The sequence below is a fragment of the Herbiconiux sp. J20-20 genome, from assembly GCF_057365085.1.
Genome location: NZ_CP195122.1, coordinates 1,988,287 through 2,007,927 on the forward strand (window position 1 = coordinate 1,988,287; position 19,641 = coordinate 2,007,927).

At 70.2% G+C, this 19,641-nt stretch carries 22 protein-coding genes and 1 tRNA gene; 12 read left to right on the top strand and 11 right to left on the bottom strand.

Features of this window, described 5'->3' with window-relative positions:
- The first annotated feature begins 30 nt into the window (after positions 1 to 30).
- From ACR3ZA_RS09615 to ACR3ZA_RS09630, 4 genes are read left to right on the top strand one after another with little or no spacing between them, the layout of a single operon-like run.
- The gene (locus ACR3ZA_RS09615; protein ID WP_473661743.1) at positions 31 to 840 is read left to right on the top strand and encodes a DeoR family transcriptional regulator; all 810 of its coding nucleotides are present in this window, start codon (positions 31 to 33) and stop codon (positions 838 to 840) included.
- A 5-nt stretch (positions 841 to 845) separates the two neighbouring features.
- A complete protein-coding gene (locus ACR3ZA_RS09620) occupies positions 846 to 1,772 on the top strand; it encodes an aldose epimerase family protein (protein WP_473661744.1) in 927 nt (308 codons plus the stop codon).
- A 9-nt stretch (positions 1,773 to 1,781) separates the two neighbouring features.
- Positions 1,782 to 2,720 carry an aldose epimerase family protein gene (locus tag ACR3ZA_RS09625; protein ID WP_473661745.1) on the top strand — a complete coding sequence of 313 codons (939 nt, stop codon included), beginning with the start codon at positions 1,782 to 1,784 and terminating at the stop codon, positions 2,718 to 2,720.
- On the top strand, positions 2,717 to 3,772 hold the full coding sequence (locus tag ACR3ZA_RS09630) for a VIT1/CCC1 transporter family protein (protein WP_473661746.1): 1,056 nt from the start codon (positions 2,717 to 2,719) through the stop codon (positions 3,770 to 3,772). The genes ACR3ZA_RS09625 and ACR3ZA_RS09630 overlap by 4 nt, the downstream gene beginning before the upstream one ends.
- A 7-nt stretch (positions 3,773 to 3,779) precedes the next feature.
- Here the strand turns inward: ACR3ZA_RS09630 and ACR3ZA_RS09635 are convergent, their stop codons facing one another.
- Positions 3,780 to 4,316, bottom strand: coding sequence for a carboxymuconolactone decarboxylase family protein (locus tag ACR3ZA_RS09635; RefSeq protein ID WP_473661747.1), 537 nt, complete (start codon positions 4,314 to 4,316; stop codon positions 3,780 to 3,782).
- 7 nt (positions 4,317 to 4,323) lie between these two features.
- Positions 4,324 to 4,674, bottom strand: coding sequence for a metalloregulator ArsR/SmtB family transcription factor (locus ACR3ZA_RS09640; RefSeq protein ID WP_473661748.1), 351 nt, complete (start codon positions 4,672 to 4,674; stop codon positions 4,324 to 4,326).
- 87 nt (positions 4,675 to 4,761) lie between these two features.
- On the opposite strand from ACR3ZA_RS09640, the gene ACR3ZA_RS09645 reads away from it, so the two are divergent.
- Positions 4,762 to 6,078: an FAD-dependent oxidoreductase gene (locus ACR3ZA_RS09645; RefSeq protein WP_473661749.1), complete on the top strand. Its 1,317-nt coding sequence runs from the start codon at positions 4,762 to 4,764 to the stop codon at positions 6,076 to 6,078.
- A 30-nt stretch (positions 6,079 to 6,108) separates the two neighbouring features.
- Here ACR3ZA_RS09645 and ACR3ZA_RS09650 read toward each other — a convergent pair whose 3' ends face one another.
- From ACR3ZA_RS09650 to ACR3ZA_RS09660, 3 genes are read right to left on the bottom strand one after another with little or no spacing between them, the layout of a single operon-like run.
- Positions 6,109 to 7,068, bottom strand: a complete 960-nt coding sequence (locus ACR3ZA_RS09650) for a permease prefix domain 1-containing protein (protein ID WP_473661750.1) — start codon at positions 7,066 to 7,068, stop codon at positions 6,109 to 6,111.
- On the bottom strand, positions 7,065 to 7,400 hold the full coding sequence (locus ACR3ZA_RS09655; RefSeq protein WP_473661751.1) for a helix-turn-helix transcriptional regulator: 336 nt from the start codon (positions 7,398 to 7,400) through the stop codon (positions 7,065 to 7,067). The genes ACR3ZA_RS09650 and ACR3ZA_RS09655 overlap by 4 nt, the downstream gene beginning before the upstream one ends.
- 19 nt (positions 7,401 to 7,419) lie before the next feature.
- On the bottom strand, positions 7,420 to 7,863 hold the full coding sequence (locus ACR3ZA_RS09660) for a DUF6326 family protein (protein WP_473661752.1): 444 nt from the start codon (positions 7,861 to 7,863) through the stop codon (positions 7,420 to 7,422).
- A 96-nt stretch (positions 7,864 to 7,959) separates the two neighbouring features.
- Here ACR3ZA_RS09660 and ACR3ZA_RS09665 point away from each other — a divergent pair, with 96 nt between their 5' ends.
- Complete coding sequence (locus tag ACR3ZA_RS09665) at positions 7,960 to 8,940, top strand: zinc-binding dehydrogenase (RefSeq protein ID WP_473661753.1); 981 nt, start codon at positions 7,960 to 7,962, stop codon at positions 8,938 to 8,940.
- A 27-nt stretch (positions 8,941 to 8,967) separates the two neighbouring features.
- Here ACR3ZA_RS09665 and ACR3ZA_RS09670 read toward each other — a convergent pair.
- A tRNA-Lys gene (locus ACR3ZA_RS09670) sits at positions 8,968 to 9,040 on the bottom strand.
- Between the two features lie 136 nt (positions 9,041 to 9,176).
- Here ACR3ZA_RS09670 and ACR3ZA_RS09675 point away from each other — a divergent pair.
- Positions 9,177 to 10,103, top strand: coding sequence for a YHYH protein (locus ACR3ZA_RS09675; protein WP_473661754.1), 927 nt, complete (start codon positions 9,177 to 9,179; stop codon positions 10,101 to 10,103).
- A complete protein-coding gene (locus tag ACR3ZA_RS09680; RefSeq protein ID WP_473661755.1) occupies positions 10,100 to 10,696 on the top strand; it encodes a DUF305 domain-containing protein in 597 nt (198 codons plus the stop codon). Before ACR3ZA_RS09675 ends, ACR3ZA_RS09680 begins: the two co-directional genes overlap by 4 nt.
- A gap of 67 nt (positions 10,697 to 10,763) precedes the next feature.
- Here the strand turns inward: ACR3ZA_RS09680 and ACR3ZA_RS09685 are convergent, their stop codons facing one another.
- Positions 10,764 to 11,417 (bottom strand): fasciclin domain-containing protein, encoded by a 654-nt coding sequence (locus tag ACR3ZA_RS09685; protein WP_473661756.1) that lies wholly within the window; start codon positions 11,415 to 11,417, stop codon positions 10,764 to 10,766.
- Between the two features lie 166 nt (positions 11,418 to 11,583).
- On the opposite strand from ACR3ZA_RS09685, the gene ACR3ZA_RS09690 reads away from it, so the two are divergent.
- From ACR3ZA_RS09690 to ACR3ZA_RS09705, 4 genes are all read left to right on the top strand, one after another.
- Positions 11,584 to 13,305 (top strand): cytochrome c biogenesis protein CcdA, encoded by a 1,722-nt coding sequence (locus tag ACR3ZA_RS09690; RefSeq protein WP_473661757.1) that lies wholly within the window; start codon positions 11,584 to 11,586, stop codon positions 13,303 to 13,305.
- Positions 13,306 to 13,334: 29 nt separating this feature from the next.
- Positions 13,335 to 13,964 (top strand): DNA-directed RNA polymerase subunit beta, encoded by a 630-nt coding sequence (locus ACR3ZA_RS09695; protein ID WP_473661758.1) that lies wholly within the window; start codon positions 13,335 to 13,337, stop codon positions 13,962 to 13,964.
- A gap of 176 nt (positions 13,965 to 14,140) precedes the next feature.
- Positions 14,141 to 14,737 (top strand): ECF RNA polymerase sigma factor SigK, encoded by a 597-nt coding sequence (locus tag ACR3ZA_RS09700; protein ID WP_473661759.1) that lies wholly within the window; start codon positions 14,141 to 14,143, stop codon positions 14,735 to 14,737.
- On the top strand, positions 14,734 to 15,525 hold the full coding sequence (locus ACR3ZA_RS09705; RefSeq protein ID WP_473661760.1) for an anti-sigma factor: 792 nt from the start codon (positions 14,734 to 14,736) through the stop codon (positions 15,523 to 15,525). Before ACR3ZA_RS09700 ends, ACR3ZA_RS09705 begins: the two co-directional genes overlap by 4 nt.
- On the opposite strand, the gene pstB is transcribed toward ACR3ZA_RS09705, so the two are convergent.
- The 4 genes from pstB to ACR3ZA_RS09725 form a co-directional block, all read right to left on the bottom strand.
- Positions 15,522 to 16,301 carry a phosphate ABC transporter ATP-binding protein PstB gene (gene pstB, locus ACR3ZA_RS09710; protein WP_294180082.1) on the bottom strand — a complete coding sequence of 260 codons (780 nt, stop codon included), beginning with the start codon at positions 16,299 to 16,301 and terminating at the stop codon, positions 15,522 to 15,524. The genes ACR3ZA_RS09705 and pstB overlap by 4 nt on opposite strands.
- Positions 16,302 to 16,324: 23 nt before the next feature.
- Entirely contained in the window at positions 16,325 to 17,404 is a 1,080-nt protein-coding gene (pstA, locus tag ACR3ZA_RS09715; RefSeq protein ID WP_473661761.1) for a phosphate ABC transporter permease PstA, read from the bottom strand.
- Entirely contained in the window at positions 17,404 to 18,354 is a 951-nt protein-coding gene (gene pstC / locus ACR3ZA_RS09720; RefSeq protein WP_473661762.1) for a phosphate ABC transporter permease subunit PstC, read from the bottom strand. The genes pstA and pstC overlap by 1 nt, the downstream gene beginning before the upstream one ends.
- Before the next feature lie 106 nt (positions 18,355 to 18,460).
- Positions 18,461 to 19,546 (bottom strand): extracellular solute-binding protein, encoded by a 1,086-nt coding sequence (locus ACR3ZA_RS09725; protein WP_473661763.1) that lies wholly within the window; start codon positions 19,544 to 19,546, stop codon positions 18,461 to 18,463.
- Positions 19,547 to 19,641: the final 95 nt, after the last annotated feature.

A 19,641-nucleotide genomic window follows, 5' to 3' on the forward strand; every position in this document is an offset into this window, starting at 1 on the left:
TCGAAAGCCGTGCGGAGCGAAAGGGCGATCATGGATGACCGGGGCGAGCTGCCCGCCGAAGCCCGGCGCGCCGCCCTCGCGGCCCTCGTCGCCGAGCGCGGGTACGTGCGGGTGTCGGAGGTGCGCGACTACTTCGGCGTGAGCGAGGTGACGGTGCGCTCCGACCTGCGCGCCCTCGACGACGCCGGGCTCGTGCACCGCGTGCACGGCGGAGCGATGCCGGTGCCCGGCACGGAGCGCGAAGCCCCGGTGGAGACGGCCGCCGAGCGCGACGCCGAGCTGAAGCGCGCCATCGGGCGCCGCGCCGCCGCGCTCGTCAGCAACGGGTCGAGCGTGCTGCTCGATGTCGGCTCGACGACGCTCGCCGTGGCCCGGGCCCTGGTGGCGCGACGCGATCTCACCGAGCTCACGGTGATCACCAACGGGCTGTCGATCGCGCTCGCGCTGGAGGCGGCGATCCCGCGCTTCACGGTCATCGTCACCGGCGGTACGCTGCGGCCGCTGCAGCACTCGCTCGTGGCGCCGTTGGCCGCCAACACGCTTCCCGAGCTGCATGCCGATTTCGCGATCCTCGGCGGCAACGGCATCGCCGACGACGGCGCCGTCACCAACCTCAACCTGCCGGAGGCGGAGATCAAGCGCGCGATGGTCGCGGCGGCGACCCGGCGCGTGCTGGTGGCCGACGCCTCCAAGTGGAGCCAGCGGCATCTGGGCCGCATCGGCACCCTCGCCGACTTCGACACTCTCGTCACCGCGGGCGAGGCGGCCGCCGTCGAGGCGCTGCGCGCCGTCGCGGCCCGCGCGGGCACTCGGATCGAGGTGCCCGACCTTCTAGGCTGACGGGCGTGACTTCTCCCACCGGTGAACAGTTCCTCCTCGACGACGGCCACGTGCGCGTCGAGATCGGCGCCCTCGCGGCGGTGCTGCGCGAGGTGCGTGTGGGCGGCATCCGGATCACCGAGACCGTGCCCGCCGACAGCCTGCCCTCGCACGGCTGCGGCATCGTGCTTGCCCCGTGGCCGAACCGGGTGAAGGATGCCCGCTGGGTTCTCGACGGGGAGGTGCAGCAGCTCGATATCACCGACGTCGCTCGCGGCGGCGCGATCCACGGCCTGCTGCGCAACACCGATTACCGGCTGCGTGAGCAGACGGATCGCTCGCTCACCCTGGGCGCCACGATCTACCCCCAGCACGGCTGGCCGTTCATCCTTGACACCTGGGTCACCTACGCGCTGGAGGCGGACGGCCTCACGGTGACGCACGGCGCGGAGAACCTCGGCTCGGCCCGCGCGCCGTGGTCGGTCGGCGCGCACCCGTACTTCCGGGTCGGCGAGACGCCGACCGACGAGCTGACGCTGCGGGTGGCGGGCGAGACGCGCCTCGAGCTGGACGACCGCCTCAACCCGGTCGCCGAGCACCCGGTGGCGGGCACCGAGTTCGACCTGCGCGCGGCGACGTCGCTCGCCGGCGCCGATTTCAATGTCGGCTTCGGGCAGCTCTCGAACCGCGAGGAGGCTGCCGAGGTCGCGTGGCTAGAGGCGGCGAACGGCGCCGCGACGACGGTCTGGGCCGACCCGGCATTCCGCTGGCTGCAACTGTTCACGCCGGCCGACTTCCCCGGCGAGGAGGGGCCGCACCGCGCGGTCGCGCTCGAGCCGATGACCGTGCCGCCGGACGCGCTCAACTCGGGAACCGACCTGCGGTGGCTCGAACCGGGCGACCGGGTCGAGGCGTCGTGGGGTGTTCGCTACCGCGCCGCATCCGGCCTCTAGGCTCGTCGCATGCGTGCCCCCACTGGCGAACAGATCCTGTTGGAGCGCGGCGCCGTGCGCGCCGAGCTCGGCACCGTCGGCGCGGTGCTGCGCTCGCTGCGCATCGACGGTGTCGATCTCACCGAGCCGGTGCCGATCGATGAGGCTCCGGCGTTCTGCAACGGCGTCGTGCTGTCGCCGTGGCCGAACCGGGTGCGGGATGCGCGCTGGATCCTCGACGGCGCCGTGCAGCAGCTCGACATCACCGAGCCCGATCGGGGCGGCGCTCTGCACGGGCTGCTGCAGTTCGCCGAGTACGAGGTGCGCGAGCAGTCGGCCGAGGCGGTGACGCTCGGCGCGCGCATCGCCCCGCAGCACGGCTGGCCTTTCGAGCTCGACACTTGGGTGCGCTACGAGCTGGTCGATGCCGGGCTCACCGTCACCCACGGCGTCGAGAACCGCGCGACGCGGTTGGCGCCGTACGCCGTGGGCACGCATCCGTATCTGCGCATCGGCGACGTGCCGGTGGAGGAGCTGCGCCTCACCGTGGCGGCGGCCACCTTCTTCGAGGTGGACGAGCGACTGAACCCGGTCGCCGAATCGCCGGTCGACGGCACCTTCGCCGACGTGCGCTCCCCCCGACCGGTCGGCGAGCTGACCCTCGACACCGCCTTCGGGGGTGTCGCCCTCGTGCCGCTGCCGGGCGAGGCGGATGCGAGCGTGCGCGGGGCGAGTGCCTGGTTGGACGCCCCCGACGGGCGTCGGCTGACGCTCTGGCAGAACGCCGACTGGGGCTACCTGCAGGTGTTCACGCCGAAGAACTTTCCGAAGGCGGGCGAGCTCGTCGCCGCGGTCGCGGTCGAGCCGATGACCGCCCCGCCCGACGCTCTCAACTCGGGGCAGGGGCTCATCTGGCTGGAGCCGGGGGAGCGCTGGCAGGGCTCCTGGGGTCTGGTGCTCAGCGCATGAGCACTCCGACGAGACGGCAGATTCAGCGCTGGCGTCGTCACCTGGCCGACGAGCGCGCGGAGGCGCAGGTCTACCGCGAGCTCGCCGAGCGGGCCGACGGCGCGGAGCGCGAGATTCTGCGCGGCCTGGCGAATGCGGAGGGGCGCCACGAGGCGCACTGGCTCGCGCTGCTCGGCGACGACGTCGGGGCGCCGAAGCGCGGCAGCCTGCGCACCCGCGGCCTGGCGTGGCTCGCCCGGCACTTCGGCAGCCTGTTCGTGCTCGCCCTGGCGCAGCGCGCCGAGGCGCGGTCGCCCTACGACGACGACGCGGATGCGACGGATGCGATGGCGGCCGACGAGCGGATCCACGGCGAGGTGCTGCGCGGTCTCGCAGCGCGGGGCCGGTTGCGGCTGGCCGGCACGTTCCGCGCGGCGGTGTTCGGCGCGAACGACGGACTGGTCTCGAACCTGGCGCTGGTGCTCGGCGTGAGCGCGACGGGCGCCGCCTCCTCGGTGGTGCTGTTCACCGGCATCGCCGGCCTTCTCGCCGGCGCCCTCTCCATGGCGGCGGGGGAATACGTCTCGGTGCGCTCGCAGCGCGAGCTGCTCACGGCCTCCCGCGCCGACCCGGCTTCGCACGGCGCGGTGGCGGCCCTCGACGTCGACGCGAACGAGCTCGCGCTCGTGTATCGCGCTCGCGGCATGTCGGAGGAGCGCGCCGAGCAGCGCGCGCAGGAGGTGCTGGCGGCGCGTCGCATCGACCACGACGACGACGAGGACGAGCACGAGGCGGTTGGCTCCACCTGGCGGGCGGCGATCTCGAGTTTCGCGTTCTTCGCGGCCGGGGCCGTGATCCCGGTGCTGCCGTACCTGTTCGGCGGCGACGGCCTGGTGGCGGTCGTGATCGCCGCGGTCGCGGTCGGCCTGGCGCTGCTGCTGACGGGCGCGGTGGTCGGCGTGCTCTCGGGGGCGTCACCGTTGAAGCGCGCGCTGCGTCAGCTCGCCATCGGCTACGGCGCCGCCGCGGTCACCTACGCCCTCGGCTGGGTGTTCGGCGCCACGATCGTCTGACCGGGGCTCAGCCTTCGGCCGGGCAGCCGAGCGCCTGGATGAGTCGCGCCCAGTAGTTGACCTGCGCCGAGGTGGAGGCGAGCACGACGAGCTCGCGCTCGCTGAACAGCTCCGTGAGGCGCGCCCCGAACTCGGGCGTGAAGTCGAGCGGGGTGTCGCAGCTGCGCCGCGCGTACTCGATCGCGAGCCGCTCCCGCGCGGTGAGCGTCGGCACCTCGTCGAGCGGCGTGCGGCCCTGCACCGCGGCGAGCTCGTCTTCGGTGATCAGCCGCTCCCAGCCCTCCGAGTTGAAGCCCATGCAGAACGGGCACTCCACGCGAAACGACACGGCCATGCGCACGAGCTTCAGCATCCGCTCGTCGATGTCGCCGTCGCGGTGCGCGACGAGCGCCTCGAGGATGCCCGAGCCGATGGCCGCGCGCGGATACCAGGCGAGGAGCTTCGGCGGCAGCAGGTCGGCGCCGGTGCGCTTCTTGACCACCCAGAGCCCGAACCGCAGATACAGCGGGATGCGCCTGGGCGGCGCGATGAAGGCGGTCGTCATGCCGGTCTCAGCCGGTGGCGAGCACGAGCCCGAGCTGATCGAGGCTGCCGGGAACGAGGCGGTAGTACGCCCAGGTGCCGCGCTTGCTGCGGGTGAGGAAGCCGGCATCCATCAGGATCTTCAGGTGGTGCGACACGGTCGGCTGGCTGAGCCCGACCGGTTCGGTGAGGTCGCAGACGCAGGCCTCTTGGCCGTCGGAGGCGGCGACGATCGAGATCAGCCGCACGCGGGCCGGATCGCCGAGCGCTTTGAATCGCCGGGCGACGTCGTCGGCCTCGGCGGCGTCGAGCGGCGCCCGGGTGAGGGGCGCGCAGCAGGCCGCGCCCGCGGGCGCGTCGACGATCGGCAGAGTCTTCATGGGACGAGTCTACCCAAATATTGACAAACTTCGATGGATGCGAGCAGAATCCATATCGACACCCGTCGATGAAGTGAAAGGCCCCTCGTGACTCTGATCGACCTGACCCGCCGTCCCGTGAGCAGCGAGCGGCGCGACGCGCTCCCGGTCGCCATCATCGGCGCGGGCCCCATCGGGCTGGCCGCCGCCGCCAATCTCGTCGAGCGCGGCATCGACTTCGTCGTGTTCGAGGCGGGCGACACCGTCGCGGACAGCGTCCGCCAGTGGGGTCACACGCGGCTGTTCTCGCCCTGGATGCACCTCGTCGACCCGGCCTCGCGTCGACTGCTGGAGGCGACCGGCTGGACGCATCCGGCCGAGACGTCGCTGCCGACCGGCGCCGAGCTCGTCGAGCAGTACCTCGCGCCCCTCGCGGCCCTGCCCGAGATCGCCGACCACGTGCGCACCGGCGTCGAGGTGGTCGCCGTCACGCGTGAGGGCATGGATCGCACCCGCACCGCGCGGCGCGAGTCCACCCCGTTCCTGGTGCGGGTGCGCGACGGCGGAGAGCTGACCGACCTGCCGGTGCGCGCCGTGATCGACGCCTCCGGCACCTACCGCTCGCCCAACAGTCTGGCCTCGAGCGGCCTGGAACCGCTCGGCCTGCCCGAGGTCGCCGACCTCGTCACACACGCCCTCCCCGACGTGCTGGGCCGGGAGCGCGCGCGCTTCGCCGGCCGCCACACCACCGTCGTGGGGGCCGGGCACTCGGCGGCCAACACGCTGCTCGCGCTCGCCCAGCTGGCGCGGGAAGAACCGGGAACCCGGGTCACCTGGCTGATTCGCAACGCCTCTGCGGTGCGCGTCACGACCTCGCCCGACGACGAGCTGGCCGCGCGGGCCTCGCTCGGGGCCCGCGTCGACGCGCTCGTTGCCTCCGGTGCGATCGAGGTGGTCGACCGCTTCGAGATCGTGCGGCTGGAGCGTCAAGCGGAGGGGGTGCGCCTCGTCGGCGCCCGAGCCGGGGAGCTCGTCGAGCACGGCACCGACCTGGTGGTCAACGCGACCGGGTTCCGCCCGAACCTCGACATGCTGCGCGAGGTGCGCCTCGACCTGGACGAGATCGTGGAGGCGCCGCGCCGCCTCGCGCCCCTGATCGACCCCAACGAGCACACCTGCGGCACCGTCGAGCCGCACGGCTTCGCCGAGCTGCAGCACCCGGAGGAGGGCTTCTTCCTCGCCGGGATGAAGAGCTACGGACGCGCCCCGACCTTCCTGCTGGCGACCGGCTACGAGCAGGTGCGCTCGATCACCGCCTGGCTCGCCGGCGACCTCGCCGCCGCGACCGCGGTGCAGCTCGACCTGCCCGCGACGGGCGTCTGCTCGACGGGGGCTGCGCCGGGCGCCTCCAGCTGCTGCTCGTAGGTGCCGCGCGGCGCTCCCGCATCCGCCCGATCAGCGCGTGCGGCGCGAGCGCGTCGCTCGCACGATCCCGTCGATCGCGTCGAGCAGGGCGAAGAGCAGCACGAGCACGATGATCACGGTCGCGACGACCGCCGCCCCGCCCTGCCAGCCGACCGCGTCGAAGTAGTCGGGGTTGAGCAGGCGTCCGCTCGCGGTGAGCCAGATCGCCGGCACGACGAAGAGCACCTGGAACACGATCGTCGCGATCGCGTTCGGCGTCGACCAGCCGGTGTAGTAGCCGACGACGTGGAACACGATGCTCACGATCGGGTAGAACAGCGCGATCAGCAGGGCACCGGATGCCCACAGGTCCGGTTGGATCGGACCGATCAGATCTCCGTTCGGGGCGTCGACGGCGCCGACCGTCTGCAGTGCGATCACGGTTCCGGTGATCACGACGAGCAGGATGACGCCGCCGACGAGCTCCTGCAGGTAGCCGCGTCGATCCCGCACCTCGGGAAGGGAAGCCGGGTTCCAGGCAGCCCGGTGCCGCGAGCGCATCGCGGGCGTGCGCTCGATGATCACGAAGACGAGTGCCGTGAAGAAGGCGATCGACATCGCGAGTTCGAGCGAGCCGAACAGGGCCGCGCCGAAGGTCTCGAGCGGCGTCGCGCCGTCGACGAAGGTCACGATCCCGCTGAACAGGAACCAGATCGGCACCACGGTCGCCAGCAGCGCCGTGAGCGCGCGCACGAAGTCGGGGTAGAGGTCGGGCCCGATGAGGGCGGTGGGGCGCGCGGAGTAGCCGGCGGCGAGCCCGCGCGGGGCGCCGAGCTCGGTCAGCACGTCGAGTTCGGCGGCCGCGGCATCCGCCCCCGCCTCGATGCGGTCATCGATTGCATCGGCGATGGAGGCGCGCAGCTCGGTCTCGATGTCGGCGCGCTGGGCGGCGGGCATCCCGCGCAGCGCTTCGGCGACGTAGCGGTCGGTGAGGGTGGATGCGGTGGTCATGGCTTCTCCGTGAGGGCCGTGAAAGCGGTGGTCAGCTGGTTCCAGTCGTCGGTGAGGGTGCGCGCGAGTGCCGCACCCTCACTGCTGGTCACATAGAACTTGCGGGGCCGGGACTCGTCGGTGTTCCATTCGGCGGTCAGCAGACCCTGTTTCTCGAGCCGGCGCAGCAGCGGGTAGAGGGTGTTCGCGTCCACGGCGAACCCTGCGTCTTCGAGGGCGGTGAGCAGGGCGTAGCCGTAGTTGGGCTGTTGCAGCAGCACGAGACAGGCGGCCACGACCGTCCCCCGGCGCAGCTCCTGCCGGTGGGTTGCGAGCTCGTCGTCGTTCAGCACTTCTTCACGCTAGTGGGCGTCACGCGGCGACGGTGCGGTTCTCGTGCGCGACGGGTTCGGATGCGCGGCGCCAGGTGAGCGCGATCGCCACGATCGCGATCGCCAGCGCGATCTCGATGGCGGAGAAGAACACGTACACGGGCGTCGGCGGGGTGCCGAAGAACAACGTGCTGACCTGCACGGCGCCCATCACGGTTGCGGCGGCCACGTTGACCCAGCGGGCGAGGCCCTGTCGCAGGATGCGCGAGAGCAGCACCATGGCGATCGGGATCTGCATCAGCACGCCGGCCGCGACGAGCGCCTCGGGCGTGAACGGCACGCCTCCGATGGTCTGCTCTTGGAGGGCGACAAGGTGGTGCGGGTCGTAGAGGCCGAGCACGTCGCAGTAGAGGTAGTTGAGCATCAGCACGACCCACAGGGTCGACAGCAGTACGGGACGGGTGTTCGGGGCGAAAAGCTTCATGGGTGTTCCGATCCGGGGTAGAGGTTGAGTGAGTAACACGATACTGTGTAGCACACACCATAGTGTTACACCAGAAGCGAAAGCGCGAAGGAAGTCATGAAGGCGATCACCCAGCAGCGATACGGCGGCCCCGAAGTCCTCGAGTTCAGCGAGGTGCCGGTGCCCACGCCGAAGCCGGATCAGGTGCTCATCCGCGTGCGGGCAGCCTCCGTCAACGCGGCCGACTGGCTCCTGACCCGCGGCGAGCCGTACCTGGTGCGGCTCGTGTTCGGACTGCGGGCGCCGAAGGCGGCGACGCCCGGGCGGGATGTCGCCGGCGTGATCGAGGCGGTCGGCAGCGAGGTGAGCCAGTTCGCCGTCGGCGACGAGGTCTTCGGCGAGGTGCCGGCGGGCACGTTCGCCGAGTACGTGGTGGCGCCCGCGCGCCTGCTGGCGCGCCGACCGCAGAGCCTCAGCTTCGAGGAGGCGGCGTGCGTGCCGCTCGCCGGGATGACCGCGCTGCAGGGCCTCCGTGATGTCGCCCACGTCGCCCCCGGCGAGCGTGTCCTGATCAACGGCGCCTCCGGGGGTGTCGGCACCTTCGCGGTGCAGATCGCCGTCGCTCTCGGCGCCACCGTGACCGGGGTCTGCAGCACCCGCAACGTCGAACTGGTGCGCTCGCTCGGAGCGCACGACGTGATCGACTACACCGAACGTGACGTCGCCGACGGCGACGAGAAGTTCGACGTGATCTTCGACGTCGTCGGCAACCACCCGCTGTCGAAGCTGCGTCGCATCCTCACCCCGAAGGGCATCCTGGTGCTGTCCTCCGGCAACGGCGGGCGGATACTCGGCCCCATCGGACGCCTGATCGCCGCGGGCATTCAGAACACCTTCGTCAGCCAGCAGCTTCGCCCGCTCACGGCCTCGGCCAGCGCCGCGGACCTGGTCGAGCTAGCCGCCCTCATCGACGCCGGCCAGGTGCGGCCGAGTATCGAGCGCAGCTACCCGCTCGCCGAAACCGCCGAGGCGCTGCGCCACTTCGGCGAGCAGCACGCCCGCGGCAAGATCGGCATCGCGGTGAGCGGCTCGGCGTGAGAGTCGCCTCGCCGGCATATTCGACGGTAGGCCCGGTGGGGCTCGAACCCACGACCCACGGATTAAAAGTCCGCTGCTCTGCCAACTGAGCTACAGGCCCTCGGCTCCCCAGCGTAGTGGGAGCGCGCGGCGCCCGTGCGGCTGTGCATGAGTGGAGCGGATTCATAGTGACGGCATAGCGAACGCTGTCAGCCTGGGCGGCGATCTGGCCGCACCACGCTGAAGGAAACCTCGCCATGCCCGTCCGACTGAAACCGACGCTGGCCGTCGCCCTGATCGCGGCCCTCGCGCTCGCCGGCTGCACCGCCGCCGACACCACGGAGACGACGACCGATTCCGCCGTCGTCGAGAGCGACACCACGACCACCACGACCACAACCGACTTCGCCGCCTCGAACGGGGACTGCGAGGCGATGGCCGCCACCTTCCGCGACGTGGAGAGCGCCAACCCGGACTCCCCGGATCCGGAGCTCACCGCCACCTGCGACGGCGACGTGCTCAGCGTCACCAGCAACGCGATCCCCGACTACCTCTACATCGCGACGACGCCGGAAGAGCTGCAGGCCTCCACCGTCGCGCTGAACCTGGCCGTCACTCCGACGGTCGCCGACGAGCCGGGCGAGATCCCCGCCCTCGGCACCATCGGCATCGCCGTCGACGGGGTGCCGATCTACGGCCCCACCGAGTCGACCGGCGGCGATGTGCTGTCGCTGCGCGGCGCGCTCTCCGAGTGCGGCAGCCACTCCAGTCCGGTGCAGTTCCACCTGCACCTGTTCGGCTGGGCCGATGACGTCGACTGCCTCTACAGCGCCGAGGAGGTCGAATCCGGCGACTCGATCCTGGTCGGCTGGTCGGCCGACGGCTACCCGATCATGTCGGGCTACGTCTGCGCCGACGACGAGTGCACCGAGATGGTGCAGCTCGAGAGCAGCTGGCAGCTCACGGACGACTCGCTGTTCGCCTCCGACACCTGGTCGGCGCACACCTACGTCGAAGGCTCCGGCGATCTCGACCAGTGCAACGGACGCGTCGACAGCGACGGGCAGTACCGGTACTACACGACCACCACGTTCCCCTACTTCATGGGCTGCTACTACGGCGAGGTCTCCGACGACGCCATCGTCGGCACCGGCAACGGTGGTGGCCCCGGCGGCCGGCCGTGAGCACCCCGCGCCCCGTCGTCGCGCGCCGGGCCTTCCTCGGCGGCACGGCCGCGGCGGCGCTGGGCGCGCTCTTGACGGCGTGCACGACCGAGCAGACGGATGCCGCATCCCCCAACGAGATCGACATCGGCTTCTGCCAAGACATGGCCTTCCACCACGAGCAGGCGCTCGCCATGTGCCAGCGCGTACTCGGAACCGACACCGGCTCGCAGGTGCAGACGGCCGCCGCCGACATCCTGCAGAACCAGTCCTACGAGCGCGGGATGATGCACACCTGGCTGCAGTCCTGGGGCGAGAGCACCGCGATGCCTGAGACGGTGATGGGCTGGATGGGCATGGAGATGGCCGCCGACATGATGCCGGGCCTCGCCACCGACGAGCAGATGCGCGAGCTGGCGCTCGCCGAAGGCCTCGAGAAGGGGCGGATGTTCCTGGAGCTGATGCGCACCCACCACGTCGGCGGGGTGCACATGGCGGAGGCGGCGACCGGGGCCGCCACCGCGCCGGTCCGGCAGATCGCCGCGCAGGCCGCGCTCGTGCAGAACTACGAGATCGAGATCTTCGACGAGCTGCTGGCCACCACCTACGCCTGAGGCGCAGAAAGACGGGGCCGGATGCCACCACGACATCCGACCCCGTCCGGTGCGACGAGCTAGGGACTCAGCTCGCCGGCAACAGCACCGCGTCGATCAGGTACACGGTGGCGTTGGCCGTCATGACACCGCCGCAGATGACGTTGGCGTCATTCACGGTGAGGGTGTCGACATCGGATCCGATCTCGAGGGTCTGACCGTTCACCGTGGTGAGGGTCATTCCGGCGATGTCGGCGGGCAGCATCTGACCGGGAACCACGTGGTAGGTCAGGATCGAGGTCAGCAGCTCGGCGTTCTCCGGCTGGGCGAGCGCGTCGACCGTCTCGGCGTCGAGAGCGGCGAAGGCGTCGTCGACCGGCGCGAAGACGGTGAACTCGTCACCGTTCAGCACGTCGACCAGGTTGACCTCCGGGTTCAGCTGACCGGAGACCGCGGCGACCAGAGTCGTCAGCAGCGGGTTGTTGCTCGCGGCGACCGCGACCGGGTCCTGCGACATGCCGACCACCGAGCCGGCGCCATCCGGAACGGCCTCGGCGTAGGCGGTGCAGCCCGGGCCCACCAGGTTGGCGAAGGCCGGGTCGCTCATGGTGTCGTCCATCTCCTCTTCCATGGCCGGGTCGTCGGTGACCTCCTCGGCCGCGGTCGTACAGGCCGCGAGGCCGAACATGGCCACAGCGGCGATGCTGATGGCGGCGAGCTTGGTGCGCGAGTGGGTTCGCATGGGTTTCTCCTCAGTGCGGGACAGCCGCGGTGGGCGGCTCTCCGTGTGGACGGTTCCTGTACAAGGCACTTCGGAGCAGTGGCAGAACCGGTTGGGTCGAATTCCGGATTCGCAGGAACTCCGGTTTCGACCGCTCCGATTCCGGTGACGGCTCCGAACACGGGTCATGCTCATCACACTCGGACTGATCGGACTGCTCGGCGGTCTCATCACCGGCATCTCGCCCTGCATCATCCCCGTGCTCCCGGTCATTTTCCTGTCCGGCGGCGCGCAGAGCGCCCGCGACGGTGCGGCGTCGAGGCCGGTCTCGCGTTGGCGCCCCTACCTGGTGATCGCGGGGCTCGTCACGAGCTTCAGCCTGATCACGCTCGCCGGCTCGCTGCTGCTGGCCGTGCTCGGCCTTCCGCAGGATGTGCTGCGCTGGGCGGGCATCGTCGTGCTGATCCTGATCGGGCTGGGCCTCATCGTTCCGGCCTTCCAGCACCTGTTGGAGAAGCCGTTCTCGTGGATTCCGCAGCGCAGCGTCTCCACCGATCGCTCCGGCTTCGTGCTCGGCTTCGCCCTCGGCGCCGTCTACGTTCCGTGCGCCGGCCCGGTGCTCGCGGCGATCACCGTGGCGGGCGCGACCGGCCGGATCGGCGCGGAGACGGTCGTGCTGACGGTCGCCTTCGCTCTCGGGGCGGCCCTGCCGCTGCTGGTGTTCGCGCTCGCGGGGCGCCGCGTCGCCGAGCGAGTGAAGGCGTTCCGGGCGCGCCAGAACGCGATCCGTGTCACGGGCGGTGTCGTGATGATCGCGCTCGCCGTCGGACTCGTCTTCAACCTTCCCCAGACCCTGCAGCGCCTCATCCCCGACTACACGAGCGCCCTGCAGGAGCAGATCGCCGAGTCGGAGGCGATCACCGAGGCGCTCGACCTCGGCGGTCTCGAGAACGAGCAGAACAAGGATCTCGACCTCTGCACGCAGGGAGCGTCCGAGCTGGAGAGCTGCGGCACGGCGCCCGACATCCGCGGCATCGAAGCCTGGTTCAACACCCCCGGCAACCAGCCGATCGCGCTGGAGGAGCTGCGCGGCCAGGTCGTGCTGATCGACTTCTGGGCCTACTCGTGCATCAACTGCCAACGCTCGCTGCCGCACGCCGTGGCGTGGGATGAGACCTACCGCGACCTCGGGCTGCAGGTGATCGGAATCCACTCGCCCGAGTACGCGTTCGAGAAGGAGCAGCGCAACGTCGAGGCGGGCGCCCGCGGCTACGGCATCGAGTACCCGGTGGCGCTCGACAACTCGCTGTCGACGTGGACGAACTACCGCAACCGCTACTGGCCCGCGCACTACCTGATCGACGCGGAGGGCACCGTGCGCCACATCAAGTTCGGCGAGGACGGCTACGCCACCACCGAGAAGCTGATCCGCGAACTGCTCGTGCTGGCGAACCCCGACGTCGAGCTGCCCGCCCCGACCGAGCTGGTCGACGACACCCCGGAGCTCGGCTCGACGACGCCCGAGAGCTACCTCAGCCTCGGCAAGGTCGTGAACTTCGGCGGCGACGAGGCGTATCGCTCCGGCGTCAACAAGTACCGGATTCCGGACGATCTGGCCCGCGACACCTTCGCCCTCGACGGGCGGTGGGAGATCGACTTCCAGAACGCGACGCCGATCGGCTCGCCCGGAACGGTGCGGCTCGAGTTCACCGCCACCCGCGAGGTGCGCATGGTGCTCGGCGGCTCCGGCGAGGTCACGGTGCGCGTCGACGGCGGCGAACCGCGCGTGATCCGGGTGCAGGGCGTGCCCGACTCCTATCAGCTCGTCGAGCTCGACGGCTCGACCGAGGGAACGATCGAGGTGAGCGTTGAACCGGGTGTCGAAGCCTATTCGTTCACGTTCGGGTAGAGACGTGCGCGCCCGCGTACCCTGGAACGATGTCGTCGGAGTTCCACAAGCCAGCCCTGTTCGGAGGCCGCGAGTTCGAGGCCTACGAGGGCGGCACGGATCCGGCGGCGCAGTCCCGGGCTGCGCACGAGAGCGCGGCGGCGATCCTGACCCGCGCGCGGGACTCCGCCGACCCGAGCGTCGTGAAGCGCCTCGTGCACTACACCGACGAGCACGGCATCGACGCGCTCGCCGAGCTGTGGTCGCACGCCACTGCGCACAGCCTGCCGGGGGCGCTGTGGCGGCTGTATCTGGTGCGACTGATGATCCGCAGCAACCCGGATGCGGTCAGCCTGATCTACACCCGCGGCACCGAGGTGCTGCGCACGATCGACGCACTGGTCGCGGGAGCGCCGACCCCGGCGGGACCGCAGGAGGTCGTCGAGTTGGCCGACCGCATCCTGCGCGGGGTGTTCGAGGGCGACTTCGCGCTCGCACTGGAGCGTGCGGCGGCGTTCTGTCGGGTCGCGGCGGCCGGGGCGACCAGCCTCGCCGACGACTACGACGGCGCGGAGAGCGACCGGGCGGACGCGCTGACGCGTCGCGCCCTGCGCCTGTCGACGATCGCGGCCGATCTGGCGGCGAGTGCGGGCCTCGCCCGTGCAGACTCGCTCGACTGAACGTAGACTCGTCTGGCCGGGCCGCAGTAACCCCGGGCTCCAAATTTCGCCGCTGCGAGCGGCCTTCCGCCGAGAGGCGTTCTGCGGCCCGGTTTTTCGCGCCCCGATTCGGCACCAATCCGGCTCGCGCCCGGTTCCGAATGACTTTCCACGAGAACGTCGAGGAACGGTGTGGGATGCTGAAACTTGTGTCCGATGATGTCGATCAGCGCTCCGCGAGCCAGGTCGACCTCACGCCCGAGGCGCTTCTCGCGCGATGCGCCGGCGGCGATCAGATCGCCTTCGCCGAGCTCTACGACCAGACCGCCTCGCGGGTCTTCGGCCTGGTCAAGCGGCTGCTGCGCGACCACGCGCAGTCGGAGGAAGTGACGCAGGAGATCTTCCTCGAGATCTGGCAGACCGCCGCCCGGTACGAACCGGGGCGGGGGAGTGCGGTCAGCTGGATGCTGACCATGGCGCACCGCCGAGCGGTCGACCGGGTGCGGGCCTCGCAGTCCAGCCGGGACCGTGACACGCGGGTGGGAATCCGCGATTTCGCCCCCGGCTTCGACTCGGTGGCCGAGAACGTGGAGATCAGACTGGAGAGCGAAAGGGTGGAGAAAGCGATGGAACGTCTCACGGAGCTGCAGCGCCAGGCCGTCTCGCTCGCCTACTTCCGCGGCCTCAGCCACAGCGAGGTGGCGACCCTGCTCGAGGTGCCGATCGGCACCGTGAAGACGCGGCTGCGTGACGGCATGATCCGCTTGAGAGACGAACTGGGGGTGGCCTCGTGACCACGAACCCGACACCGGAGCACCCGAACGACGGACCCGACGTGGATGAGCTGAGCGGGGCGTACGCGCTCGACGCGCTGCCCGCCGACGAGCGCGCGGCCTTCGAGGCGCGGCTGCGCGGCTCGGACGAGCTGCGCACCGAAGTCGACGGGCTCACTGCCACGGCGGCCGAACTGGGCCTCGCCGTCACCCCGGAGGCGCCGAGCCCCGAGCTTCGTGCGAGCATCTTGGCCGCGATCGCCGACCTGCCGCAGCTGCCCGCCGAGGAGACGGCCGCGCCCGCCGCCGAACCCGCGCCGCCCGCGGCCGAGGTGCTGGCGCCGACCGAGCGCGCCCGAGCCCGCTGGTTCCGCCACCCCGCCGTCGCACTGGCCGGGGCCGCGGCCGCCATCGTGCTGGCGTTCTCGGGCGGGCTCCTGGTCGCCGACGGCACCGCCGACAACCAGGCGCAGCAGATCGCCGAGATCACCGCCGCGAGCGACTTCCAGCGCGCCAGCGTGCCGCTCGACGGCGGCGGCCACGCCACGCTCGTCTGGTCGGGGGAGCTCGGGCGCTCGGCGCTCATCGCCGAAGGCATGGGCGAGCTGCCCAGCGACCAGACCTACGAGCTCTGGTACCTGCGCGACGGCGAGGCGATCCCCGCGGGCACTTTCACGATGGAGGGCGACCGGGTCAGCGTCGTGCTCGAAGGCGTGATGCACGCCGGCGACGCCGTCGGAGTCACGATCGAGCCGGCGGGCGGCTCCGAGACCCCGTCGACGCCGCCGATCGTGGTGCTGGGCGCTTAGCCGAACTTGCCCGAGACGTAGTCCTCGGTCGCCTGCACGCTGGGCTTCGAGAAGATCGTCGTGGTGTCGTCGTACTCGATGAGCTTGCCCGGCTTGCCGGTGCCCGCGATGTTGAAGAACGCCGTCTTGTCGCTCACGCGCGAGGCCTGCTGCATGTTGTGGGTCACGATCACGATCGTGTACTCCGACTTGAGCTCCTCGATGAGGTCCTCGATCGCGAGGGTCGAGATCGGGTCGAGGGCCGAGCAGGGCTCGTCCATCAGGATGACCTCGGGCTTGACCGCGATGGCGCGCGCGATGCAGAGACGCTGCTGCTGACCGCCCGACAGGCCCGATCCGGGCTTCTCCAGGCGGTCCTTGACCTCGTTCCAGAGGTTGGCGCCCTGCAGCGAGGACTCGACCAGCTCATCCGCCTCGCTCTTGCTGATGCGACGGTTGTTGAGCTTGACGCCCGCGAGCACGTTGTCGCGGATCGACATCGTCGGGAACGGGTTGGGGCGCTGGAACACCATGCCCACCTGGCGGCGCACGTTCACCGGGTCGACGCTCGCGTCGTAGAGGTTGTTGCCGTCGATCAGCACCTCACCCTCGACGTAGGCGCCCGGGATCACCTCGTGCATGCGGTTGAGCGTGCGGATGAAGGTGGACTTGCCGCAGCCGGACGGGCCGATGAACGCGGTCACGGAGCGGGGCTCGATGGTGAGCGTCACGCCCTCGACGGCACGGAACTTGCCGTAGTAGACGTTGAGGTCGTTGACTTCGATTCGCTTGGACACAGTGGGAGTCTTCCTTTTCTCGCTCAGCGACCGAGCTTGGGGGCGAAGATTCGTGCGACGAGACGCGCGATCAGGTTCAGGATCATGACGATGGCGATGAGGGTCAGCGCACCGGCCCAGGCGCGCTCGATGTACGGCGCGAAGTCGGTGCCCTGGCTGATGTACGAGTAGTACACGTAGACCGGCAGGCTCTGCATGCGGCCCTCGGTCAGGTCGTAGTTGAAGTTGTTCGAGAAGCCGGCCGCGATGAGCAGCGGGGCCGTCTCGCCGATGACGCGCGCGATCGACAGCATGACGCCGGTCGAGATGCCCGCGATCGAGGTCGGGATGACCACCTTGAGGATGGTCAGCCACTTCGGCACGCCGAGCGCGTACGAGGCCTCCCGGAGTTCGTTCGGCACGAGGCGCAGGATCTCTTCGCTGGAGCGCACCACGACGGGGAGCATCAGCACCGTGAGCGCGATCGCGCCCGAGAGGCCGACGCGCGTTCCGGGGCCGAGGATCAGCTCGAACAGGGCGAAGGCGAACAGGCCGGCGACGATCGAGGGAATGCCCGTCATGACGTCGACGAAGAAGGTGATCGCCTGGGCGAGGCGGCCGCGGCCGTACTCGACGAGGTAGATCGAGGTGAGCAGGCCGATCGGCACCGAGATGACGGTCGCGAGCCCGGTCATGAGCAGCGTGCCGACGATCGCGTGCGCCGCGCCGCCGCCCTCGCCGAGGACGTTGCGCATCGACAGGGTGAAGAAGTCCCAGTCGATGCGGCCCGAGCCCATCACGACGACGGTGTAGACGAGCGAGATGAGCGGGATCATTGCCACCGTGAAGGCGGCGACGACCAGGGTCGTGACGAGACGGTCGGCCGCACGGCGAGGACCTTCGACCAGGAGCGAGATCACGTAGTTGGCGACGGCGAAGATCACCGCGCCGAAGAACACGGCGAGGCCGACGTTGAACTCGGCGTCGCCGGCCATCGTGACCAGCCCGACCACGACGCTCGAGACCGCAAGGCTCGCGAGCAGGATCCAGAGGGTCGAGAAGCGAGGCAGACGGCTCGCCGCGAACGCGTTCGTGACCGGCGACGTGGCGGTGGCGCTCGACATCAGTTGGCTCCCGAGAATTCTTTGCGACGGTTGACGATGTAGCGCGCGATCGAGTTCACGATGAGCGTGATCGCGAACAGGATGAGGCCGGTCGCGATGAGGACGTTGACGTTGATGCCGTAGGCCTCGGGGAAGCGCAGCGCGACGTTGGCGGCGATTGTGGTGGGGTTGACCGAGCTGATCAGGTCGAAGCTGATGATGCCGCTGCCGGAGAGCACCATGGCGACGGCCATCGTCTCGCCGAGTGCGCGGCCGAGGCCCAGCATCGCGCCCGAGATGACGCCCGGTCGACCGAACGGCAGCACGACCGTGCGGATGACCTCCCAGCGCGTGGCACCCAGCGCCAGAGCGGCCTCCTCGTAGAGGCGCGGCGTCTGCAGGAAGACTTCGCGGCTGATCGCGGTGATGATCGGCAGCACCATGACGGCGAGCACGATGGCGGCGGTCAGGATGGTGCGGCCGGTTCCGGAGGCGGGGCCGGCGAACAGCGGGATGAAGCCGAGGTTCTCGGCGAGCCAGGTGTAAGCCGGCTGGATCATGGGGGCCAGCACGTTGGCGCCCCAGAGTCCGAAGACCACCGAGGGCACCGCAGCCAGCAGGTCGATGGTGTAGCCGAGGCCGGCGGCCAGCTTGCGCGGGGCGTAGTGGGAGATGAACAGCGCGATGCCGAGCGCGATCGGCATCGCCATGACGAGGGCGAGCGCCGCCGCCCACAGCGTGCCGAAGATGAGGGGGATGACGAACGAGACGAAGTCGACGCCGTCGTCGAAGATCGACACATCGTTCGGGTCGGCGAGAACGCCGGGGATGCCTTCAAGGATGAGGAAGCCTGCGACCGCGGCGAGGATCGCGAGGATCAGGCTTCCGGCGGTCAGTGCGCTGGCGGAGAAGACCCGGTCTCCGGGCCGCTGAGCGGACTTGGGGCGAAGCTTCGCAGCGGGGGAAGACATGATCTCGAGTGTGCTCCGTGTCGGGCGTAAGGGGAAGCGCGAGGGGGAAGAAACCGGCCCCGCCGTTCAATCTAACGAGCGGCGGGGCCGATTGGGGAACTGCGTGCTACTTGATCGCGTCGATCGCGGCCTGCGCCTCGGTGAAGAGCGCCTCCGAGATCGGGGCCGAGCCGGCCGACTCGGCGGCGAGCGCCTGGCCGTCAGCGCTGATCACGTAGGAGAGGTACGCCTTCACGAGCTCAACCGGGGCACCCTCGGCGTACTCGTTGCACGCGATGAGGTAGCTGACGAGAACGATCGGGTACACGTTCGGCGCGCTCGAGGAGCGGTCGACCGAGATCGCCATGTCGGTGTCGCCACGGCCCTCTTCGCGCGGCGAAGCGTCGATGATGGCGGCAGCGGCCTCGGGCGAGTACGGAACGTACTCGTCGCCGACCTTGACCGCGACGGTGCCGAGGTCACCGGCGCGCGAGGCGTCGGCGTAGCCGATGGTGCCGGTGCCGTTGGTGACGGCGTCGATCACGCCGGAGGTCTGCGGGGCAGCCTCTCCGCCGTACTCGGTCGGCCAGGTCTCGATCTGGCCCACGGTCCACACGTCGGGCGCAACGGCCGCGAGGTAGTCCGTGAAGTTGGCCGTGGTGCCCGAGTCATCGGCGCGGTGAACGGCCGTGATCGCGAGGTCGGGCAGTTCGACGCCCTCGTTCTGCGCGACGATGGCCTCGTCGCTCCAGTTGGTGATCTCACCCGCGAAGATGCCGGCGATCGTGGCGCCGTCCATGTTCAGCGAGTCGATGCCGTCGAGGTTGAACATGACGGCGATCGGCGAGATGTAGGCCGGGATCTCGAGGATGCCGGTGCCCGCGACGCAGGAGGCGAAGTTGTCCTCGGCGATCTCCTCGACCTTGAACGCACGGTCGGAACCGGCGAACTGGCTTCCGCCGCCGATGAAGGTCTCGCGGCCGCCACCCGAACCGATCGGGTCGTACTCGACGGTGACATCCGGGTTCGCGGTCTGGAAGCCGACGACCCAGGCCTCCTGAGCCGACTGCTGCGACGAGGCGCCGGCGCCGATGAGCGTGCCGGTGAGGTCGCTGCTGCCCTCGCCGCCTTCGCTGGCTCCGGCACAAGACGCGAGCACGAGGGTGCTTGCGATGGCAATGGCAGCAACGCTGCCGATGCGCGTGATGTTCACTGTGTTCCCTTCGGGAATGTCTGGATTCAGGTGAGGGTCGGTGCGACCCGCAGGTCACGCTAAGAACGTCTCGTGTCCAGACTCGACCCGGATGG

Bases quoted from the DNA above. Each gene is read 5' to 3' on its own strand.
- ACR3ZA_RS09650 (WP_473661750.1), bottom strand. From the start codon at position 7,068: ATGACCACCGCATCCACCCTCACCGACCGCTACGTCGCCGAAGCGCTG.
- pstA (WP_473661761.1), bottom strand. From the start codon at position 17,404: ATGTCGAGCGCCACCGCCACGTCGCCGGTCACGAACGCGTTCGCGGCG.
- ACR3ZA_RS09685 (WP_473661756.1), bottom strand. From the start codon at position 11,417: ATGCGAACCCACTCGCGCACCAAGCTCGCCGCCATCAGCATCGCCGCT.
- pstC (WP_473661762.1), bottom strand. From the start codon at position 18,354: ATGTCTTCCCCCGCTGCGAAGCTTCGCCCCAAGTCCGCTCAGCGGCCC.
- ACR3ZA_RS09690 (WP_473661757.1), top strand. From the start codon at position 11,584: ATGCTCATCACACTCGGACTGATCGGACTGCTCGGCGGTCTCATCACC.
- ACR3ZA_RS09640 (WP_473661748.1), bottom strand. From the start codon at position 4,674: ATGAAGACTCTGCCGATCGTCGACGCGCCCGCGGGCGCGGCCTGCTGC.
- ACR3ZA_RS09630 (WP_473661746.1), top strand. From the start codon at position 2,717: ATGAGCACTCCGACGAGACGGCAGATTCAGCGCTGGCGTCGTCACCTG.
- ACR3ZA_RS09695 (WP_473661758.1), top strand. From the start codon at position 13,335: ATGTCGTCGGAGTTCCACAAGCCAGCCCTGTTCGGAGGCCGCGAGTTC.
- ACR3ZA_RS09635 (WP_473661747.1), bottom strand. From the start codon at position 4,316: ATGACGACCGCCTTCATCGCGCCGCCCAGGCGCATCCCGCTGTATCTG.
- ACR3ZA_RS09675 (WP_473661754.1), top strand. From the start codon at position 9,177: ATGCCCGTCCGACTGAAACCGACGCTGGCCGTCGCCCTGATCGCGGCC.
- ACR3ZA_RS09625 (WP_473661745.1), top strand. From the start codon at position 1,782: ATGCGTGCCCCCACTGGCGAACAGATCCTGTTGGAGCGCGGCGCCGTG.
- ACR3ZA_RS09700 (WP_473661759.1), top strand. From the start codon at position 14,141: ATGCTGAAACTTGTGTCCGATGATGTCGATCAGCGCTCCGCGAGCCAG.
- ACR3ZA_RS09660 (WP_473661752.1), bottom strand. From the start codon at position 7,863: ATGAAGCTTTTCGCCCCGAACACCCGTCCCGTACTGCTGTCGACCCTG.
- ACR3ZA_RS09615 (WP_473661743.1), top strand. From the start codon at position 31: ATGGATGACCGGGGCGAGCTGCCCGCCGAAGCCCGGCGCGCCGCCCTC.
- ACR3ZA_RS09665 (WP_473661753.1), top strand. From the start codon at position 7,960: ATGAAGGCGATCACCCAGCAGCGATACGGCGGCCCCGAAGTCCTCGAG.